Here is a 20,813-nt window from a genome sequence, read left to right on the forward strand (position 1 = left end):
GCCCGCCGGTCAGCGCAGCACGTCGGCCACGTTTCCCCTCGCCGAAAGCGGCTGCGTCACCTGCCGCTGACCGGCCTCCCCGTCAAAGCGCGGCAGATCGAGGATGAAGCGCGCGCCCTCCCCCGGCACGGAGGTGCAGCCCAGATGGCCGCCGTGGCGCGCGGCGATGCGGCTGCACGTCGCCAGCCCCAGCCCGCTGCCCGGGAACTCGTCCTCCGCATGGAGCCGCGCGAAGGGTTCGAAGATGCGTGTCCGGTGCTCCTCCGCGATGCCTATGCCGTTGTCCGCCACCTCGATCCGCCAGCCGAAGGTTGTCGTCGTGCCGGCGATCTCCACCCGGGGCCGCGCGGCGCGGTTGAACTTGACCCCGTTCGCGACGAGGTTCTGGAGCAGTTGCAGGAGCAGGACCGGATCAGCCTGGACGCGGGGAGGCTCGCCAACAAGGTGGAGCTCGGCCTCCCGCTCCCTCAGGTCCGCGCGCAGCGCCTTCTCCAGCTCCGCCACGAGGTCGGCGAGGTCGACGGGACGTTGGCGCGGCTCGCTCTCTGCCTTGCAGAGCCCGTAAAGCGACATGATCAGCCGCTCCATTCTTAACGCGCCGCCCCGGATGAATTCCAGGACCTCGGCGTGGTTCTGCCGTTGCGCCTGCGGCAGGTCCTCGATCAGCATGTCGATGCCGCCACCGACCGAGCGCAACGGCGCGCGAAGGTCGTGGACAAGGACATGCGCGAAGGTTCTCAGGCTGTATTGCTGGTCTTCGATCCTGCGCGCCATGTCCGTCCGCTGGACGGCGTTCGCCACGGCGCGGGCCAGACCCTCTGTCGTGATCTTCGTCAGCACGCAGTAGTCCTGCGCCCCCCGTTTCATCACGTCCACCGCTACCCCTTCGTCCACGAGGGCGGCGATATAGATCACCGCCGTCAACGGGCGCGTCCCCGCGATCTGGCTGACCAGTTCCTGCCACTGCAGATCGTCGCTGTCGGGGACGAGGATCACACAATCGACGCGTGGCAATTCACCGATCCGCTGCAGGCAGGCGGGGCCGTCGGTGGCGAATTCCAGATCCGGCGCCGGTGCCCCTTCTTTCAGCATTCCGGCCACCTGAGACCGTCGGGCGTCGGTCCTGCCGACGACAAGGATCCGCGTCATGGCCGCGGGCCATGCGGCAGGCTGACCAATACATGACCGATGCGTTGGCGGTGCGCGGCGCAAGGCATGGGTCAGTGGATCCTCCCTCACTTGGTACGAAAGCCGGTACAATCGGACTGGCACATGGACGCCGGGCCGCCCAACCAGGGACGGTGTCGCGAAACCGCGCCAGGTCGCCTTCGGCTTTTGTAGCCAGAGGACGATTACCAAATGGTTATCCGCGGCCCTCGGCCATACCGGCCTCGCTTTCCGCTTGGCGGTTCGGCCCTGCGTGGTGCAATGATGTGCGCATGAAACCGCGTCACCGGAAAAGCATGCAGTACCAGCCGCCCCCGCACCGGGGCTGAACCCGTCGTCTGCCCTTTCATTCCGGAGAAAACACGTGACCCGTCCCAATATCGTCGTGATCATGGCCGATCAGCTTGCGCCGCATTTCCTTGGCGCCTACGGCCACAGGTCGGCAAAGACACCGAACATCGACGCCCTCGCCGCGCGCGGCATGCGTTTCGACGCGGCCTACTGCAACTCGCCGCTCTGCGCGCCGTCGCGCTTTGCCTTCATGTCCGGCCAGCTCATCAGCAGGATCGCGGCCTTCGACAACGCCTGCGAATTCCGCGCCTCCGTGCCGACCTTCGCGCATTACCTGAAGGCGCTCGGCTACCGCACCTGCCTGTCCGGCAAGATGCACTTCGTCGGCCCCGACCAAAAGCACGGTTTCCAGGACCGAGTGACCACGGACATCTACCCCGCCGATTTCGCCTGGACCCCCGATTGGGAGGCCGCGGACGAGCGCATCGACAAGTGGTATCACAACATGCAGACGGTCAAGGAAAGCGGAGTCGCCGTCGCCACCTACCAGACAGACTACGACGACGAGGTGGAGTTCGCCGCCCGACGCTGGCTGATCGACCGGGGACGGGACCGCGCAGCCGGGGACAAGTCGCCCTTCTGCATGGTCGCCAGCTTCATCCACCCGCACGACCCCTACGTCGCGAAACTGGAGTGGTGGGACCTGTACTCTGACGACGAGGTCGACATGCCGGAATATCCGCTGTCACCAGAGGAGCAGGACCCCGGGTCGCGCCGCGTGATGGACGGGATCGAGGCCAGCTATATCCCCCTCACTGACGAAGAGGTCCACCGGGCGCGCCGCGCCTATCTGGCCAACGTCAGCTATTTCGACAGCAAGGTCGGCACGCTGGTGAAGACGCTGGAGGACATCGGCGAACTGGACAACACGCTGCTGATCGTCACCGCCGACCACGGCGACATGCTGGGCGAGCGCGGATTGTGGTTCAAGATGAACTTCTTCGAGCACTCGGCCCGCATCCCGATGATCATGACGGGGCCGGGCGTGGCGCAGGGCACCGCTGCAAATGCCTGTTCGCTGGTCGACCTGCTCCCGACCTTCATCGAGGCGGGCGGCGGTGACATGTCGATGCTGGGCGAACCCGTCGACGGGCGGTCGCTGATGCCGCTGGCACGCGGGGAAGACGATCCGGTCGACCTCGTGATCGGCGAATACTGTGCCGAGATGACGCCGTGGCCGGTGTTCATGATCCGGCGCGGGCCGCTCAAATACATCCACTGCGATCCCGATCCTGCGCAGCTTTACGACCTGTCGAAGGACCCGTTGGAGAAGGTGAACGTCGCGACCGACCCGGCCTATGCCGACGCGGCAGCCGCCTTTGCCGCAGAAGTCGCCGAGCGCTGGGACAGTGCCACGCTGCGTGAAAACGTGATGCGGACCCAGAAGTCCCGGCGCGCGCTTCACGCCGCGATGGAGGCCGGGGCGGGCGAGCACTGGGACTACAACCCGCCGCGCGATGCCACGCAGGAATACGTGCGCAATCACATGGACTGGGCCGTTGCCAACAACCGCTACCGTTTCCCGCCGCTCTGAGGGGGAGCGTGGGCAGGTCTGCCGCCTTGCGCGACGGGCCTGCCAAACAACCTATGCGCCGCCCGGGTAATGTGCGGGCGCCGTTGTGACCTGCGGATACGCAATGGTCATGAAGTCCTCTTCGAAGGCGTCGAAACTCTTGGACCATTGCCTGCCGGGCCAGAAGATCTCGACCCGCCCTGTCCGGGGTCTGTAGGCGGCGGTGTAGAGCGTGCCGAACCCCCGGTCGAAGGCCAGCGAATAGAGCGGTGGCCGCAGGAAGGCGCGGATGAACTTGTCTTCCGGCTCCGGATGCAGCGTCAGGCGTTGCAGCAGATAGCGTTCGCGCTCGACCGTCGCGGTCAGCCGCGCGTGGCTGCGCCACTCGACACGTTCCTGGTGGTTGGTGGCGACCGCTGCATGGGTGATCTGAGGCGCGCGGTCCGGTGCCAGATAAGCCGTCGCGAACCGCCGCTTCGCATCCAGGACGGTTACGTTGTAGCTCATGTGGCTGGGCACCCGGGCGAGCACGTCGATCGCTTCGGGGACCGTGGTGCAGGTCTGCAGGATGTAGCGCAGCAGAAGCGGCACCCCGAAGCCCACACCGGCCTCGCGCCGCCCGCCGAAGGTCAGCGACACCGCAAGCCCGTCCTCGTTCATGCCGTCGACCAGCCCGAACAGCCCGTCGGACATGCCGATCACGCGGCGCCCCTGCCAGCGTGTCCGCAACAGCACGGCATCGACCGCATGCGGATTGTAGTCGTAGTTGCGAACCATCAGGGGTTTGTCGCCCGGCCAGATCGCCTGACTGCAGCCCGTCAGGTAGCGCGGCGGACAATAGAAACTGAGAAACCGCGCGTCACGGTCGCCACCGCCGGCCAGCTCGACCAGTTGCTCGTAGAGCGGCACGATCTCCGGCATGTGGGTCCGCATCGCGTTCAGACCTTCCATGTAGGTCGGACGCACGGCCACGCCTTCGCGCGCCCACCAGCTCAGGTAGGCGTTGCGGTATTCCGAGAAAAGCCCGGACCATTTCGGCCCGGGCTCATCTTCATGGATGGCGCGGAAAAGCATTTCCTGGAAACCTTACATGATCTTGAAGGCCGGATCCTCGAACGCCTGAGCCGAGGGCAGAGCCCGTGCCTTGTAGCTGGCCTTGACGCCGTCAATCCAGCGCTTGGATTTGTCGGTCAATTGGAAACCCTGCGTCATGGACCGGCCACGGGTGACGAGGATGCCCAGATCGGCGCCTTCGTAGCGGTAGTCGCCGACTTTGGAGATGCGGAGGAAGAAAGCCTCGTTTTCTGTCTCAACGGCGCGGCGGTGATAGTCGAACCGGTCGAATTCCACCGTGCCGTCCTCGTTCATCCGGTAGATGCCGGACTGCGGCGCTTCGGTGATGATGTCGACGCTGTCCTCGGTGTGCTTGATGACCATCTGGCTCCATGAGTCGATCATGTCGGGATCGGCCCAGCGGGCGTTCAGTTCATCCACATCGAGTTGGAACGGCTTCTTCGAGAATTCGAGCAGGTGGAACAGGAAGAGCGGCGCGTCGGCATGGGCAAACGCGGCGTGATTGGTCATCGACGACGCGCCGGTGATGCGCGGGTTCAGCTCGCCCAGCCAGATGTCGTCGTTCTTCTTGTCGATGAGGAAGTCCAGCTCGAAGTACCCCCGGTAACCTTCCTTGCGCAACTGTTCGCCGAACTGGAAGGTAAGCGCACGCGCCTTCTGACGCTGCTTGGGACTGAACGCGGTGGAGAAGATCTCGTTCCCACACCAGCCCCCACGATATGGTGTCAGCTCCTTGAAGCCCACGAGTTCGGTCATCAGCGGGCCGACGATGGTGCCCTGCGAGGTCGCGCACGCCTCGATCGCCGAACCTCGGCAATCGATGCGCTTCATGATCTTGATCTCGCCCTCGCCGACGATGTCGTGCTCGTACTTGCGGAAATCGGCCTCGGACTTGATGAAGAAGGTGGTGTGCCCGCTGTCACCGAAGGCAGACTGCAGCACGAGGTCGTCGCCCAGCCCGGCCTTCTTGCAGATCTCCTGCAGGTGCGCGTAGTCCTTCACCTCCGACAGGGTGTTGGGCACAGAGGGCACGTCCGCCTTGTTGCCGACGCGGACGGTCTCGATCTTGTTGTCCATTGCCGTGCGCAGCTTGGCCTTGGGGAACCAGACCTCGCCACCCAGGTCCTTGGCCAGCTTCTCCGTCTTTTCGTCGAACATAAGGAAGACGAACTTCGGCTTGCCGCCGCGCGACTTCACCAGGTCGACCACTTCCTTGTGCTGGAGGAGGTAGTTGTTGATGTCCTCGATGGACTGGAATTCGTCGTGCGGCATCTCGGAGGGCACGAAGACGTTCGGATGCCGCCCGTCGAAGCAGTCCATGTAGCAGATGTACTTGAAATTCTTCACCCATTCGTCGAGCCCGAGCAGGTTGAAGTTTGTCGCGGACACGAAATAGATCGGATCCTTGTTGGTGTGGAAATACCGGCGGATCTCCGAAATGTTCTTGAGCGTTTTCTTGGTCATCTGGTTCACCTCCCTCAGGATTTCTTGGTCAGCACGTCGTCGAGCGCGGCCTTCGTAAACACGCGCAGGCCGAGATCGGCCCGGTATCCGTGGATTTCGCTGACATCGAGCGCGCGCATGAATTTCAGGATTTCAGGACTGATCACCTGCCCCGGCACGAGGATCGGAAAGCCCGGCGGATAGGGGATGATGAAACTCGTCGACACGAGCTCTTCGCCACTGTCGAGCCGCTCCATCAACGTATCGTCGAGCGCGAGATAGTCGCAGTTGTCCTCGTCGTAGGCCAAGAAGTAGGCCGTCCGGATATCGCCCTCGGGCGTATCGCCGTCGGCGCGGAAGGCATCGTGGAACCGGCTGAAATCGGGCAGCGGCGGGACGTGTTCCACCAGTGCGGCGACGCGGTTCTCGAACGACCTCCGCTCCATCTTGGAGGCGTCGTCCAGCAGTTCGTCCAGCTCGTTGGCAATCTCGACCAGAACCTCGATCAGGTAGGCGACCGAAGACCGCGTCGTGCCGATGTTCGTCATGAACAGCACGGAGTTGCGCGAGGTCTTGTTGATCTGGATCCCGTACTTGTCCATCAGGATCTTGGTCTTGAAGGTGTCGCCGTCCCAGCCGGTGCCGCCCACCGCCAGCGTGATCCGCGTGGGATCGAGGACAAATTCGTCCTCTGCCCACATCGACCACTTGTCGGTCCAACCCTGCTGCGGGTCGTAGTAATGCGTCGACTCGCTGGCCCGGTACGTCTCTGGCACCACATCGGCGATGGTCAGAACCTTGAAGTATTTTCCCAGCAGGGGATGGGTCGATACCGCGCGCCGGATCGACATGGCGCTTTCGACCTGCCGCTGCACGAATTCGAATCCTTCCAGCTCCACCTGCCTTCGCCCCACGTCGAGCGACGCGATGATCTGGTAGTTGGGAGAGGTCGAGGTGTGCGTCATGAAGGCTTCGTGGAAGGCCTGCTCGACCTCGCCCTTGAAGTCCTGATCGTTGACGTGGATCATCGATCCCTGCCGCAGCGCGGTCAGCGTCTTGTGCGTCGATTGCGTCGCGTAGACGCGGACGCGCGCATCCGGCGGCGGGACAAGCCGTGTGTTCAGCCACTCTTCCTCGCCGGCATCGGCCAGCTTGGCCTGCTGCGCTTCCCAGGCGGCGGCGGTCTCCGGCTCCTTCAGCTTCTGGCGCAGGGTGTTGGCGGTCGCCATGGCAGTGCGCTGGCGGTAGGTCGGCTCGAACCGGGCGAAACCGAACCACGCCTCGTCCCAGAGGAAGACGAGGTCCTTCTTGATGGCGAGGCATTCCTCCATGACCCGCTGCACGTTGTACACGAGGCCGTCGAAGGTGCAGTTCGTCAGGGTGATCATGCGCACGCGGTCGAGCTTGCCCGCGGCCTTGAGCTTCAGCAGGTGATGCTTGATCTCGGTCAGCGGCACCGCCCCGTACATCGAATACTGGTGCAGCGGATAGCTGTCCATGTAGACGACGTTCGCCCCGGCCAGCACCATGCCGTAGTGGTGCGACTTGTGGCAGTCGCGGTCCACCAGCACGATGTCCCCCGGCCTGACCACCGCCTGCGTGACGATCTTGTTGCAGGTCGAGGTGCCGTTGGTGGCAAAATACGTGTGCTTGGCGCCGAACGCCCGCGCCGCCATGTCCTGCGCTTCCTTGATCGGCCCGCGCGGCTCCAGCAGGCTGTCGAGACCGCCGGAGGTTGCTGAGGTTTCCGCAAGGAAGATGTTGGGGCCATAGAAAGCGCCCATGTCCTGGATCCAGTGCGAGCGGCTGATCGACTTGCCCCGGCTGATCGGCATGGCGTGGAAGACGCCGGTCGGTTGCTTGGAATACTCCTTCAGCGCGGTGAAGAACGGCGTCTTGTAGCGCCGGTTCACGCCGCGCAGGATGTTCAGGTGCAATTCGAGGAAGTCTTCCTGATTGTAGAAGACCCGCCGGCAGATACCGAGGTCGAGGCCGGCAACGTCCTCCGCCGAGCGGTCGGTGATCAGGTAGGCGTCCAGCTCCGGACGGACCCGCGCGATCAGGCGGCAGGCTTCGGGGCCGTATTCGTGAGGCTGGATAGCCTCGACGTCTTCCGGATCGCCGACGCGCTTCAGGTAACGCGACAGGATCGGCAGGTCGTTGCGCGACTTAAGGGTCAGTCCGGGCCGCACCACCACCGCCTGGACGTTGTGATTGAACAGGATGCCGATCAGCGCGTCCTCGATGGAGGGCACCACGACGGGTTCGTAGATGAAGGGGTCTTCGGACCGGCGCATCCGCAACAGGCTGTGGCGCAGAAAACGCTCCTGCTGTTCGCTGACGTCGTCGACGATCAACACCTCGAAATAGGGACGCCCCAGCGCGCGCGCCTCTGGCGAAAGGGCCGCCTCGTCCTCGTAGTCCTCGTTGTCGAGCTCGTCCGACGACAAGGGCACCGTGCGGCGGCGGTAGGCCCCGGAGGCGAGGGCCCGCGCCACCCGGCGCACCGCCGTCAGTAACTCATCGTAGTTGGCGTGGTTCAGCAGCCTGCGCAGATGCGCAAAGCTGCTGGCCCCGGGAAAGGCCCAGTAGGCCTCGATCACTTCGAGCGAGTCGAAGAGGTGCTCGGCGGTCTGGAGCAGTTTCTTGCCCTTGCGCCCCTCCGAGCCTTCGCGCGACAACCCCTCGGCGGCTTCCCTCAGCGCGCTCCACCTGTCGGATCGAAGCTGGGTCGCGCTGTAGTATTCGTTGATCGACGGAAGCGATCTGTCGCCGGGTTGAGAGTTCATCGCAAGCTCCTCTTCTTACGCGTCCGCTGCGTCCACGGCGTCTCCGGATCACTCCGATCCGGTCTTGCCGTGGAACACCGAGATGTTCTGGGGCGGTATGTCAGGGCGCTCGGAGTGTCCGAGAGCCGTGCGGGGATCCGATGTCCTCAGCCCCCGCGTGGCGCCCTGCCGGGGCATCTCCAGCGGGCCGAGCGTATTGAGATAGGCGTCGGCGCCGCTGGCCCGGTCGTAGACCGTGAAGTCGGCCTCGCGGTCGCGGAAGCTCTTCAGCACCTGTCCCAGCCCCTTCAGACCGGTCTCGCGCTGGCGACGAACCTGCTCCAGGTCGACTTCGATCGGGAACATGTCCTCCTGCCCTGCCGACTGGTGCAGCACGGTGGCCGAGGGATCGACGACAAGCGAGCGCCCCACCCCGCCCGCGGCCAGCCCGTTCACGTCGAAGACGTAGCACTGGAACTGCGCAGCGGTCGCGCGGGCGATGGCCAGCTCCGCGTCGCGGTCCGTTGTGCCGGTCAGCACGGGGTGCAGCAGGACCTCAACGCCCTGGCTGGTCAGCTGGCGGGTGGTTTCGGGGAACCAGATGTCATAGCAGATCGACAGACCGAAGCGGCCCACTTCGGGCACATCGAAGACACAGAAGTTGGTCCCGGCAGAGATGCCGGCCTCATACGGGCGGAACGGGAACATCTTCGAATACTTGGCCACGATGTCGCCGTCGGGGTTGATGACCACCGAGGTGTTGAAGATGCGCCCGTCCTCCGTGCGCTCGAACATGGAGCCGGGGATCAGCCAGATCCCGTAGCGGCGGGCATCGTCCTGGAACTGCTGCAGGGCGTCGTTGGGGAAAGGCAGGGCGAAACGATCCAGGGGACCGTAGGGCGCCAGCTCGGAAAACAGGACCATCTGCGTCCAGGGAAAGCGGGCCATCAGAACTTCGATCCTGTGGCGCATGCCTTCTACGTTGGAATGCAGGGCCGCAACGTGCATCTGCACGCCCGCGATGGCGAAGGGTGTCATAGACGGACAATCTCCAATTGGTGTGGCCGACCGCACCCCCCGGAGCGGACAGGCCTCTGTGTATGGCGCAGAGGTGCGCCCTTGGGTTCAGCGCACCACCAGCACCGGCTGCTTCGCGTGACGCACCACCTTGTCGGCGTTGGACCCCACAAGGAAGGTCATCAGCTCGTCCGGCGGATGGGACGCCATGACGATCAGGTCCGCGCCCACTTCCCTGGCGGCGGACAGGATGTGTTCGGGCACATGCCCGTGGCCCACGTGGGCCACGGCGTTGCTTCCGGCAGGCATCTTGCTGGCGATGAATGCGTCGAGATCCGACTTCATCTTCTGCAAGGCCTTGGTTTCGAAGTCCTCGGGCAGGAAGGCCGCGACCGAGGCCGCGCCGAGATCGTGGACAATGCCGAGAATGTGGATCGTCCCGGTCCCGCCGGCCAGCTTCTGCGCCATCGGCAGCGCCTTTTCCCATGAAGACGGGTGGTTCAGGTCGATCGGCAGGAGGATGTTGTCGAACATGGCCAGTCTCCTTCAGGCGTGCGCCATTTGCGGTTCGGCGCGGCGACGGCGCTGCAACCAGACCACCAGCGCCAGGACAAGCAGCGCAGGCAGGTACATCAGGTACTTCGACGGCTGCGACTGCGGCGCGAGCACCTCGACGATTTCCTGATCCCAGTCGAGACCGACCTGCTGCGCGGGGCTGTCGAAGGCGACGTTGTCAATGATGACGCTGCCGTCGCGGTCGATGGTCTCGATCCCCGTGGCCATCAGCCTGTCGGCTCCGGTTTCGCCTTCGGGCACCGTCAGCGGCGCGGTGAAGGTCACCGGATCGCCCACGGCATTCAGGCCGTTCACGGTCAGCCGCATCTCTGTTCCCGGCTGCGCGTCGCCAAGTGCCTGCTCGAACCTTGCGGGTTCGACCTGGGCGAACGGCGGTGCCACCATGTCCATCCAGAACCCGGGCCGGAAGAACGTGAAGGCGATGAGCAGGAGCAGCACCGACTCCCAGATCTTGTTCCGCGCCAGGAACCAGCCCTGCGTGGCCGCCGCGAACAGCAGCATGGCTACGGTCGCCGTGATGAACACGAATATCCCGTGTATCCAGTCCACATCGATCAGCAGCAAGTCGGTGTTGAAGATGAACAGGAACGGCAGGGCCGCGGTTCTGAGCGAGTAGAAGAACGCCACCACGCCGGTCCGGATCGGGTCACCGCCCGACACCGCCGCCGCCGCGAAGGAGGCAAGCCCCACCGGCGGCGTCACGTCGGCCATGATGCCGAAGTAGAACACGAAGAGGTGCACGGCGATGAGCGGCACGATCAGGCCGTTCTGCTGGCCGAGTGTTACGATGACCGGGGCAAGCAGGGCCGAGACGACGATGTAGTTCGCCGTCGTCGGCAGGCCCATCCCGAGGATCAGCGACAGGATCGCGGTCAGGAACAGGATGGCCAGGATATTGCCGCCCGACAGCACCTCGACCACGTCGGCCAGCGCGGACCCAACGCCGGTCTGGCTGACGGCGCCCACGATGATACCGGCGGTCGCCGTGGCGATGCCGATGCCGATCATGTTGCGCGCGCCGGCCTCGAGACCTTCGATCAGTTCACGGAACCCGTTGCGCATCGCGCCGCCCAGATTGCCTTCGCCGCGGAAGATCGCTTCGAGCGGACGCTGGGTGATGAGGATGAACACCATGAAGGCCGCCGCCCAGAAGGCCGAGAGGCCGGGCGACAGGCGATCCACCATAAGCGCCCAGACAAGGACCACGACTGGCAGGAGGAAGTGCAGACCTGCGCGGATGGTCGGCCCCGGCACCGGCAGTTTCGTGACGGGCGCGTTGGGGTCTTCCATCTTCAGCCGGTTCTCGCGGCAGGCCACTTTCAGCAGGCCGATGTAGACCGCAACCAGCAGGGCAAAGACGATGTACCCGGCGGAGGCACCAAATGCCGGACGGATCCAGCCCATGCCGTAGTAGACCGCGAAGCTGAGCGCGCAGATGACGGCGATGGTAAAGGCGAGGCTCATCAGCCAGGCGACAAGCGGCTTCGGCTCCACCGCGCGGGGCAGGCCCTGCATGTTCGCCTTCATCGCCTCGAGGTGGACGATATAGACCAGAGCGATGTAGGAGATGACGGCCGGCACGAAGGCGTGCTTGACCACGTCGAAGTAGGGAATGCCCACGTATTCGACCATCAGGAACGCCGCGGCGCCCATCACGGGCGGCATGATCTGACCGTTGACGGAGGACGCCACCTCGACCGCGCCAGCCTTCTCCGACGAGAAGCCGACGCGCTTCATCAGCGGGATGGTGAAGGTGCCGGTGGTGACCACGTTGGCGATGGAGGAGCCCGAGATCAGGCCTGTCATGGCAGAGGAGACCACGGCCGCCTTGGCCGGTCCGCCACGCATGTGACCCATCAGCGAGAACGCCACCTGGATGAAGTAGTTGCCGGCGCCCGCCTTATCCAGCAGCGAGCCGAACAGAACGAAGAGGAAGACGAAGGAGGTCGAGACCCCCAGCGCGATGCCGAACACGCCCTCGGTGGTGATCCACTGGTGGTTCACGACTTCCGAAAGGTTGTTGCCCTTGTGCGCGATGATGCTCGGCATGATCGGTCCAAGGAACGTGTAGGCGAGGAAGACCGTCGCCACGATCATCAGGGCCGGGCCAAGCGCGCGGCGCGTCGCTTCGAGCAGGATGATGATGCCGATGACCGCCACGACGAAATCCGGCGTGATCGGCGCGCCGACCCGCTGGGCAATGGCATCATAAGCGAAGTAGAGATAGAGGGACGTGACGGCGCCAAGCACAGCCAGCACCCATTCCCACGGCGGCACGCGATCCTTGGGCGATCCCAGGAGAACGGCGGCGATCATGCCGATGCCGACCAGCGGGATCCACCAGATCGCCGTGTCGTCCTTTGCACCGTACATGAAGAGGAACGTCAGCAGCGCCGGAACACCGACGCCGAGGATAAGCTGAACCGTGGACCGCGCCGCCGGGTAGGCGAGGAAGGCAAGGAACAGCGCGAAGGCAAGGTGGAACGACCGGGCTTCGGTGTCGTTGAACACGCCGAACCGCAGCATGAAGGGCAGCGGGCTGGCGATCCAGAGCTGGAACAGAGACCAGACGATCGCGGTCCAGGTGATCAGCTTGCTGATCGCGGGCGATGGTGACCTGCCGCCGGTGTCCGAGGAGGCGACCAGTTCGTCGATTTCCGCCTGGGTCAATCCGCTTTTTCCGGCGGCTGCGTTTTCCACGGCGGCCGCTTCGAATTGATTGTCTCTGTCAGTCATGTCCGTCCCCCGGTTGCCGCTGTTTGTTCAGCGCCGGCCCATCGTTCGTGGGCTCGGGGCACCCCCGCGTTTTGCGGAGGTGCCGGTCTTTTGACTCAGGTTCTTGGGATCACTCGATCCAGCCGCGCTCGCGGTAGTACTTCTCTGCGCCCGGGTGCAGCGGTGCGCTGAGACCGGCAGAGATCATCTCTTCTTCCTGAAGGGTGGAGAATGCCGGGTGAAGACCCTTGAAGCGGTCGAAGTTGTCGAACACCGCCTTCACGACTTCGTAGACCACATCGTCCGGAACGTCGGAGGAAGTCACGAAGGTCGCCTTCACACCGAAGGTTTCCACGTCATCGGGGTTGCCCGCGTACATGCCGCCCGGGATCACCGCCTTGGCGTAATACGGGTTTTCGGACACCAGCTTGTCGATGGCCTCGCCGGTCACCGGCACGAGCTTCGCATCGACGGTGGAGGTCGCTTCCTGGATCGAACCGTTCGGGTGGCCGACGGTGTAGATGATGGCATCCACCTTGTTGTCACCCAGAGCCGCCGACTGCTCGGCCGGCTTCAGCTCGGATGCGAGCGCGAAGTCTGCATCGGACTTGCCCATCGCGTTCAGCACGACATCCATGGTGGCGCGCTGGCCGGAACCCGGGTTGCCGACGTTCACGCGCTTGCCGAACAGTTCGTCAAAGGACGATACGCCGCTGTCGGCACGTGCCACGACGGTGAAGGGTTCGCTGTGGACGGAGAACACGGCGCGTTCCTTGTCGAACTGCTTGCCCTCGAATTCCGACGTGCCGTTGTACGCGTGGTACTGCCAGTCGGACTGGGCGACGCCCATGTCCATGTCGCCCGCAGCAATCGCGTTGATGTTCGCGATGGAGCCGCCGGTCGACGGCGCTGTGCACTTGATGCCGGTTTCGGCCGTATTACGGTTGACCAGACGACAGATCGACTGACCCACGACATAGTACACGCCGGTCTGACCGCCGGTGCCGATGGTGATGAAGCGTTCCTCCGCCGTCGCGACGGTGCCCATCATGGCAATCGCGGCACCCAAAGTGGCGAATTTAAATGATTTCATCATTTTCTCCCTGTTTTTTGGGCCGCACCCGTGTTGGTGCGTGCGACCCTGTTGATACGGAAAAGGCTAGCAGCCTTTCGCCGCATGACAACCCAAAGTCGAAACCGACATTCGATATCCCGAAAACGACATCGTGTGTCGCTGATCGGATCAGAAAGTCGGCGGAGTGCAAGCGCTGATCACCACGCAGGGCGCATCGCTGATATTGCGGAACCGATGCGGGAGCTGGCTGCTGAAAAGATAGCCGTCACCCGGGTTGAGCACCCGGACCTGGTCGGCGACCGTGACCTCGATCAGGCCGGACACGACGATCCCGGCCTCTTCTCCTTCGTGGCGCAGCAGTTCCGGGCCGGTGTCCGATCCGGCGGGGTAGGTTTCATGCAGAACCTGGAGCGAGTGGCGCGAGGCATCGCCGAGTTGCCGCAGCGAAACCCGGGCAGCGCCGATACCCAGCCCGACGTCCTGAGGGGACAGTTCAATGTATTCGTCCGGGGCGTAGAAGTACTTCGGCGTCTTGCGCTGTTCGACGACCGAGAAGAACTCGGACAGGTTCATCGGTATGGCATCGAGCAGCCGCTTGAGCGAAGCGACGGAGGGGCTGGACTTGTTCTGCTCGATCAGGGAGATCGCGCTGCTGGTCAGACCGGCGCGCCCAGCCAGATCACGCTGGGACATCCCGCGCGATTCGCGCACCTCCCGAAGTCTTCCGCCGATGTCCAAGCGATGAATCTCCCTTGCCACTGTGTCAATTTTATTAAGCGATGGGATTGCCAAACGGTCAACCGAATTTTTGAAGCAAACGAATTCAATCGGTTGGAGCCACTATAAACTGCACGGCGAATGCAACTTCTAATTCTGTTGACAAATAAAGTGGCCAAGCATCAAGTATACTGATTGCATCGAGCGCAGGGAGACCCGCCATGACCACTGCAACTGAACCGCCCAAAGGCCGCTCCCGCAGCGCGGCCAAATCGTCCGGTAGCACGGCAAAGACGCGCACCCGAACCGCAACTGAGAAGGCCAAATCTGCGCCTTCCGTCACCGCCCAAACATCCTCCGCCTCGAACGCGGCCCTGCTCGCGCGTCGCGAGGCAGCCGTCGCGCGCGGCGTGGCCTCCGCCGCCCCGGTCTTCGCCGACCGTGCCGAGAACGCGGAGCTCTGGGACGTTGAAGGCAACCGGTTCATCGACTTCGCGGGCGGCATCGCCGTCCTGAACACCGGCCACCGCCACCCCGACGTGATCGCCGCGGCCAAGGCACAGGAAGACCGTTTCACCCACACCTCGTTCCAGGTCGTGCCCTATGAGCCCTACGTGGCTCTGGCCGAAAAGCTGAACGCGCTGGCGCCGGGCGATTTCCCGAAGAAGTCGCTGCTGGTCACCACCGGTGCCGAGGCAGTCGAGAACGCAGTCAAGATCGCCCGCGCCGCTACCGGCCGTCCGGGCGTCATCGCCTTCACCGCGGGCTACCATGGACGCACCCTGCTGACGCTTGGCCTGACCGGCAAGGTTTCGCCCTACAAGCGCGACGTCGGTCCCTTCCCGACCGACCTCTACCGCGTTCCGTTCCCGAGCCAGCGTGACAACATCACCGTTGCCGATTCGATCCGCGCACTGGAAACGCTCTTCCTCACAGACGCTCAGCCGGATCGCGTCGCCGCGATCATCCTCGAACCGGTGCTGGGCGAAGGTGGCTATCACCCCGTCCCGGCCGAACTGTTCCAGGCCCTGCGCGCGATCTGTGACCGCGAAGGCATCCTGCTGATTTCGGACGAGATCCAGGCAGGCTTCGGCCGGACCGGCACTTGGTTCGCGGTGGAGCATTCCGGCGTCGCGCCTGACCTCATCACTGTCGCGAAGAGCATGGCAGGCGGCTATCCGATCGCCGGTGTCATTGGCCGCGCCGATGTCATGGATGCCATGGCCCCCGGCGGTCTCGGCGGCACCTATGGTGGCAACCCGGTGGCATGTGCCGCGGCACTTGCCGCCATCGAGGCCATCGAGTCCGAGGGGCTTCTGGCCCGGTCGACCGCCATGGGAGAGGCCATGCGCGCGCGCTTTGCCGACATGGGCGCCCGTGTTGCGCCCTACCGCATGTGGGACATCCGCGGCATCGGCGCCATGCTGGCGGTCGAATTCGTGACCGATTTCGAGACGGCCACCCCGGATGCGGCTCTGACCAAGGCTGTCGTGGCCCACGCCCTGAAGCGGGGCCTGATCCTTCTGGCCTGCGGCATGCACGGAAACGCGGTCCGGATCATGGTGCCGCTGACCGCGTCCGACGCGATCATCGACGAAGGCATCGCGATCTTCGAAGCGGCGCTTGCCGCGGCCATGGCCGATCAAGCCGCCGCCCATTCGGCCTGAACCTGCTGAAACACAAAAGCCGGGGCGTTATAGCCCCGGCTTGATTCTTTGGGCCATCACAGGCCACGCTGGAGCAGGCCACAATCGCCGTCCAGCCACCTGGGAGCCTGCAATGTCACACATCTTTCCGCGCCATACCCGGCAAAGCCCGCCCGTCGCCGTAAAGGGCGACGGCTGCTACCTGATCGACGCAAACGGGAAGCGGTATCTCGACGGCTCTGGCGGCGCGGCAGTGTCCTGTCTGGGGCACAGCGACCGGACGGTGATCGACGCGATCAAGGCTCAGGTCGACGAACTTGCCTTTGCCCACACCGGGTTCTTCACCTCTGCCCCCGCAGAAGCGCTGGCCGATCTGCTGATCGCCCATGCACCAGAGGGCATCGACCGCGTCTACCTCGTGTCGGGTGGCTCCGAGGCCACCGAGGCCGCGATCAAGCTGGCCCGCCAGTATTGGGTCGAAAAGGGTGAGCCTCAACGCAGCAAGCTGATCGCACGCAAGCAAAGCTATCACGGCAACACCATCGGGGCCCTCAGCGCGGGTGGCAACGAATGGCGCCGCGCCCAGTTCGGGCCGCTCCTGCTGGACGTGAGCCACATAAACCCATGCTACGAATATCGCTTCCGGCTCGATGGGGAGAGCCTCGAGGACTACGGCCTGCGCGCGGCCCAGGCATTGGAAGACGAGATCCTGAGGTTGGGACCGGAGACCGTCATGGCCTTCATGGCCGAACCGGTGGTTGGCGCAACCGCCGGTGCCCTCACACCCGCACCCGGGTATTTCAGGAGGATCCGAGAAATCTGCGACCGCTACGGTGTCCTGCTGATCCTGGATGAAGTGATGTGCGGAATGGGTCGTACCGGGTCGTTGTTCGCCTGCGAACAGGACGGGATCGCCCCGGACATCCTCTGTATCGCGAAGGGGCTGGGAGCGGGTTACCAACCTATCGGCGCGATGCTGTGCTCTGCCGAGATCTATGGCGCCATCGAGGCAGGTTCCGGCTTCTTCCAGCACGGCCATACGTACATCGGCCATCCGACCGCCGCCGCCGCCGGCCATGCGGTACTCACAGCGTTATTGGAGCGTGACCTGATTGCGCGCGTGCAGGACCAGGGCCGCAAACTGGAAGAGTGCCTTGTCGACCGCTTCGGGCAGCATCCGCACGTTGGCGACCTGCGCGGCCGCGGTCTGTTCCGGGGCATCGAGCTGGTCGCGGACCGGCCCACCAAAGCCCCGTTCGATCCCGCAAAAGGCGTCGCAGGCAAGATCAAGAAAGCCGCATTCGAAGCCGGACTTATTTGCTACCCGATGTCAGGGACGATTGACGGGCGGAACGGCGATCACATCCTCCTGGCCCCGCCCTTCATCATCGATGACGATCAGTTGCAGGAACTGACCGACAAGCTGGCCGTTGCAGTGGATGCGGTGATCTGAACGCGCGGGACGGCGGGGCGTTGGCTTTCATCGCGGCCTGCAACCACCGAATTTGACCTGCCACGGGATTTTTCCTCCACCGTCGATTAGAGTCCGGCCCAACCTGAGGACGGACAATGAAGCGAACGAGATTCACGGACGAGCAGATCATCGGCATCCTGGCCGAGCATGAGGCCGGCGCGAAGTGCGCCGATCTATGCCGCAAGCACGGCATGTCGGAAGGCACCTTCTACAACTGGAAGGCCAAGTTCGGTGGCATGACGGTATCAGAGGCCAAGCGGCTGAAGGCGCTTGAGGATGAGAACGCCAAGTTGAAGAAGCTTCTGGCCGAACAGATGCTGGATCTGGCGGCGATGAAGGATCTGGTTTCAAAAAAGTGGTAGGGCCCGCGGTGAAGCGCGAAGTCGTCGCCTATCTTCAGGCTGAGCATGGCCTGTCGGAACGGCGGGCCTGCCACATCGTCGGCGCGGATCGCACGATGATCCGCTATCGATCTCAGCGCGCGCCGGACACGGTTCTGCGCGGCCGGTTGCGGGACCTGGCCAACGAGCGTCGGCGGTTCGGCTACCGGCGCCTGTTCGTGCTGCTGCGCCGCGAGGGCGAGCCCTCGGGGATCAATCGGATCTATCGGCTCTACCGCGAAGAAGGGCTGACGGTGCGCAAGCGGAAGGCGCGGCGCAAGGCGGTCGGAACGCGGGCACCGATCCTGGTCGAGGCGCGACCGAACGCCCGTTGGTCATTGGATTTCGTCCATGACCAGTTCGCCAACGGCCAGCGCTTCCGCGTGCTCAACGTGGTCGACGACGTCACCCGGGAATGCCTGGCGGCGATCCCGGACACCTCGATCTCAGGGCGCCGTGTCGCGCGTGAACTGACGGCCCTGATCGAGCGCCGCGGCAAGCCCGGCATGATTGTCAGCGATAATGGGACGGAGCTGACCAGTAACGCGATCCTGCGGTGGTGTTCCGAGCACCGGGTCGAATGGCACTACATCGCGCCGGGCAAGCCGATGCAGAACGGTTTCGTCGAAAGCTTCAACGGCCGGATGCGCGACGAGCTGCTCAACGAGACCATGTTCCGCAATCTGGCCCATGCGCGGATCGTGATCGCAGCCTGGGCTACGGACTACAACACCGAGCGCCCCCATTCGGCCTTGGATTACCAGACCCCGGCTGCCTACGCGCGGACCCTGACCACCGCAATCGCCCGCCCCGCTGCGCGAGATGAAAGCTCCGCGCGCCGGGCGATTGCTCAACCTGCGCCAACCGGCGTAAACACTAACCGGGCTCCGGTCGTGGCTGGATGAAAGTTCAGTGGCAGGTCAGGGGCAATGAGGACTTCCGGATTTCGATCGGCAGCTTGAACGACCCCGCGAACAGGAAGTTCTTGCGTCCGCTCGTCGAAGCCTTTTTTGGCGAGCGCGTGCATCTGGGTGCAGCCACCTTGAAGGGCGGCCGGCAGAAGAGCTGGTTTCTCTACAAAGGGCGGACGCTGAAGAAATACTACGGGATCTATCAGGGTCTCCAGGACGGTGATGATGTCATCGCTGGGCTGGCAACACTTGACCACCTCAAAGGCAACGAGACACCGCGTCTGCCCTTGCGTATGAAAGAACTCATGACAGAGGCGTGGGAGGAGATCGGCCTGGATCTCAAGGGACCGTCGGTGGCGAACGTGCATGGCTACCTTGCAGCGCTGATCAACAGGGAAAACCGGCAGCGGGCGCTCAACGACCTCCCCGCGCTCCCGGTCCCATCCCATCAATCCGTTCTTCGTCACCGCAAGGAGCTGCTCACGCCGACCGAATACATGGTCGCGACGAAGGGCGAGCGCCACGCGCGCAACAAGCGGGGCCGCGGCAGTTCTGACGTGCGGGCGCTCATGATCGGCGAATTCTGCGAGATGGACGAATGTCGGGCGTCCCTGATTACCTCGGCCAAGGCCAAAGGCTATTGGCATACGCTGTCTGAAGAAATGAAGAAGGCTATGGAATGGGCGGATGACGAGATCCGCAGCCGCCTCAGCATCCTTGTCATGATCGATGTCGCAACACGCATGCCGCTGGCCTGGGTTGTCAGCGACCAGCCAAAAGCGGAAGCCACGATGCAGCTGCTGCGGATGGCAACGCGCGACAAGACCCGCGAGAGGCGCATCTACGGTTGCGAGGGCGAGGCCATGCCGGCCATGGGGCTCGGCATGGTGCGCAACGACAACGGTACCGGCCTGCGGAACGCCGAGGTCAAGTCCGCGCTCATGGGGATCGCATCGGCGAATACCGATGTGCGGACCCACGCCTCCGCCGACAAGCCGTATGTCGAGCGGATGTTCGGCACCACCGAATCCGTCTTGTTCAAACTGCTTCACGGCTACACGGGTCGCAAAGCAGGAGAGCTGCCCGGATATGACGCCAAGGCATCAGGCGTCCTTGACATCGATCTCCTCTATGAAATCCTGACCAAGTTTTTCATCGACGAGTACCCGTCCCTGAAACACATGGGCGTCGGTATGAGCGGGCGCCGCCCAGCAGAGGTCTATCAAGAACTGAATGAGACCAGGGAGACATTTCGTCTTTTGGATGAAGATCTCCGTCGCGTCCACTTGGGCTGGCCATTCAAGTTGCAGCCCAGCGATGAGGGTGTGCGGGTGCTTGAAGGCCTCTTCTATGGGTCAGACAAATTCCAGACTGCCCGCGAACACCACAAGGGCAAGGTCACCGTTTACATCGACCCGGACGACCTGAGCTTCGCAACCGCAGTGTTTCCGCGTGATCCAAAGACATACAAGCTTGCACTACAGACGACCGTCTTCGCCGATCTGACCGCATCCGAATTCCTGGAGCTGATGACGCAGTACCGGCGTGAAAACCCCGAGGTGACAACACTCTACGAAGACCGGATCGCAAAGGTTCGCCTCGAGAGGCATGATCAGCTCAAGAAAATCGGCGTCGAGCGGCGTTTGCCGAGGAGCTATGTCACTCAGGCCGAAACCTGCAAGAAGGCCAAGAGCCTGTTTGCCTCATCTCGGCTGGTCACCACGCACGTGCCGCTCGATACGGTCGCCCCAGGTACCCTGGCCACCGCGATCTCGGGCCCGGGGATCCTGCCACTCGGCGGAGCAAGCCTCATCGATCACGCGCCTGCGGAGACGACCTCTACGCCAGCAATACCAGCCCGGACATCGAAGCCCAAGTCGACGAAACCGTCGTCCGAGCCCCCTGTCCGGCTCGGCCGCCCCGCCCAGAAGGGCGAGCTCTTGTAACTACCGCCATCTCAACGACGTCCAGCAATCCAAGGATACC

General features: G+C 63.8%; 14 protein-coding genes. 5 read left to right on the forward strand and 9 right to left on the reverse strand.

What is annotated here, in order from left to right; all coding sequences use genetic code 11:
• Positions 1-9: 9 nt before the first annotated feature.
• On the reverse strand, positions 10-1,092 hold the full coding sequence (locus CDO87_RS08400; RefSeq protein ID WP_157814945.1) for an ATP-binding protein: 1,083 nt from the start codon (positions 1,090-1,092) through the stop codon (positions 10-12).
• A gap of 439 nt (positions 1,093-1,531) precedes the next feature.
• Between CDO87_RS08400 and betC the strand changes: the two genes are divergently transcribed.
• On the forward strand, positions 1,532-3,052 hold the full coding sequence (gene betC, locus CDO87_RS08405; RefSeq protein WP_100928360.1) for a choline-sulfatase: 1,521 nt from the start codon (positions 1,532-1,534) through the stop codon (positions 3,050-3,052).
• Between the two features lie 51 nt (positions 3,053-3,103).
• Here the strand turns inward: betC and CDO87_RS08410 are convergent, their stop codons facing one another.
• The 8 genes from CDO87_RS08410 to CDO87_RS08445 form a co-directional block, all read right to left on the reverse strand.
• On the reverse strand, positions 3,104-4,105 hold the full coding sequence (locus CDO87_RS08410) for a C45 family autoproteolytic acyltransferase/hydolase (RefSeq protein ID WP_100928361.1): 1,002 nt from the start codon (positions 4,103-4,105) through the stop codon (positions 3,104-3,106).
• A 12-nt stretch (positions 4,106-4,117) separates the two neighbouring features.
• On the reverse strand, positions 4,118-5,569 hold the full coding sequence (locus tag CDO87_RS08415) for a biotin carboxylase (RefSeq protein WP_100928362.1): 1,452 nt from the start codon (positions 5,567-5,569) through the stop codon (positions 4,118-4,120).
• A 14-nt stretch (positions 5,570-5,583) separates the two neighbouring features.
• Positions 5,584-8,337: an aminotransferase class I/II-fold pyridoxal phosphate-dependent enzyme gene (locus CDO87_RS08420; RefSeq protein WP_100928363.1), complete on the reverse strand. Its 2,754-nt coding sequence runs from the start codon at positions 8,335-8,337 to the stop codon at positions 5,584-5,586.
• Positions 8,338-8,385: 48 nt separating this feature from the next.
• Positions 8,386-9,354, reverse strand: a complete 969-nt coding sequence (locus CDO87_RS08425) for a carbon-nitrogen hydrolase family protein (protein ID WP_100928364.1) — start codon at positions 9,352-9,354, stop codon at positions 8,386-8,388.
• An 87-nt stretch (positions 9,355-9,441) separates the two neighbouring features.
• Entirely contained in the window at positions 9,442-9,867 is a 426-nt protein-coding gene (locus CDO87_RS08430; RefSeq protein WP_100928365.1) for a universal stress protein, read from the reverse strand.
• A gap of 12 nt (positions 9,868-9,879) precedes the next feature.
• Complete coding sequence (locus CDO87_RS08435; RefSeq protein ID WP_100928366.1) at positions 9,880-12,645, reverse strand: TRAP transporter permease; 2,766 nt, start codon at positions 12,643-12,645, stop codon at positions 9,880-9,882.
• Positions 12,646-12,754: 109 nt separating this feature from the next.
• Positions 12,755-13,717, reverse strand: coding sequence for a TAXI family TRAP transporter solute-binding subunit (locus tag CDO87_RS08440; protein ID WP_100930885.1), 963 nt, complete (start codon positions 13,715-13,717; stop codon positions 12,755-12,757).
• A gap of 150 nt (positions 13,718-13,867) precedes the next feature.
• Positions 13,868-14,437 carry a cupin domain-containing protein gene (locus tag CDO87_RS08445; protein WP_100928367.1) on the reverse strand — a complete coding sequence of 190 codons (570 nt, stop codon included), beginning with the start codon at positions 14,435-14,437 and terminating at the stop codon, positions 13,868-13,870.
• Positions 14,438-14,637: 200 nt separating this feature from the next.
• Between CDO87_RS08445 and gabT the strand changes: the two genes are divergently transcribed.
• From gabT to CDO87_RS08465, 4 genes are all read left to right on the forward strand, one after another.
• Entirely contained in the window at positions 14,638-16,083 is a 1,446-nt protein-coding gene (gabT, locus tag CDO87_RS08450) for a 4-aminobutyrate--2-oxoglutarate transaminase (RefSeq protein ID WP_198521846.1), read from the forward strand.
• Positions 16,084-16,195: 112 nt separating this feature from the next.
• Complete coding sequence (locus CDO87_RS08455) at positions 16,196-17,515, forward strand: aspartate aminotransferase family protein (protein ID WP_100928368.1); 1,320 nt, start codon at positions 16,196-16,198, stop codon at positions 17,513-17,515.
• Positions 17,516-17,631: 116 nt separating this feature from the next.
• Positions 17,632-18,821, forward strand: a protein-coding gene (locus CDO87_RS08460) for an IS3 family transposase (RefSeq protein WP_100927447.1) whose coding sequence is annotated in 2 segments (ribosomal slippage) — positions 17,632-17,884 and positions 17,884-18,821 — 1,191 coding nt in all. Because the reading frame shifts where the segments join, the coding sequence is not laid out codon by codon here.
• A complete protein-coding gene (locus CDO87_RS08465) occupies positions 18,818-20,773 on the forward strand; it encodes a hypothetical protein (RefSeq protein ID WP_100928369.1) in 1,956 nt (651 codons plus the stop codon). Before CDO87_RS08460 ends, CDO87_RS08465 begins: the two co-directional genes overlap by 4 nt.
• Positions 20,774-20,813 lie beyond the last annotated feature (40 nt).

Origin of the sequence: Sagittula sp. P11, assembly GCF_002814095.1 — a bacterium.
GTDB lineage: Bacteria > Pseudomonadota > Alphaproteobacteria > Rhodobacterales > Rhodobacteraceae > Sagittula.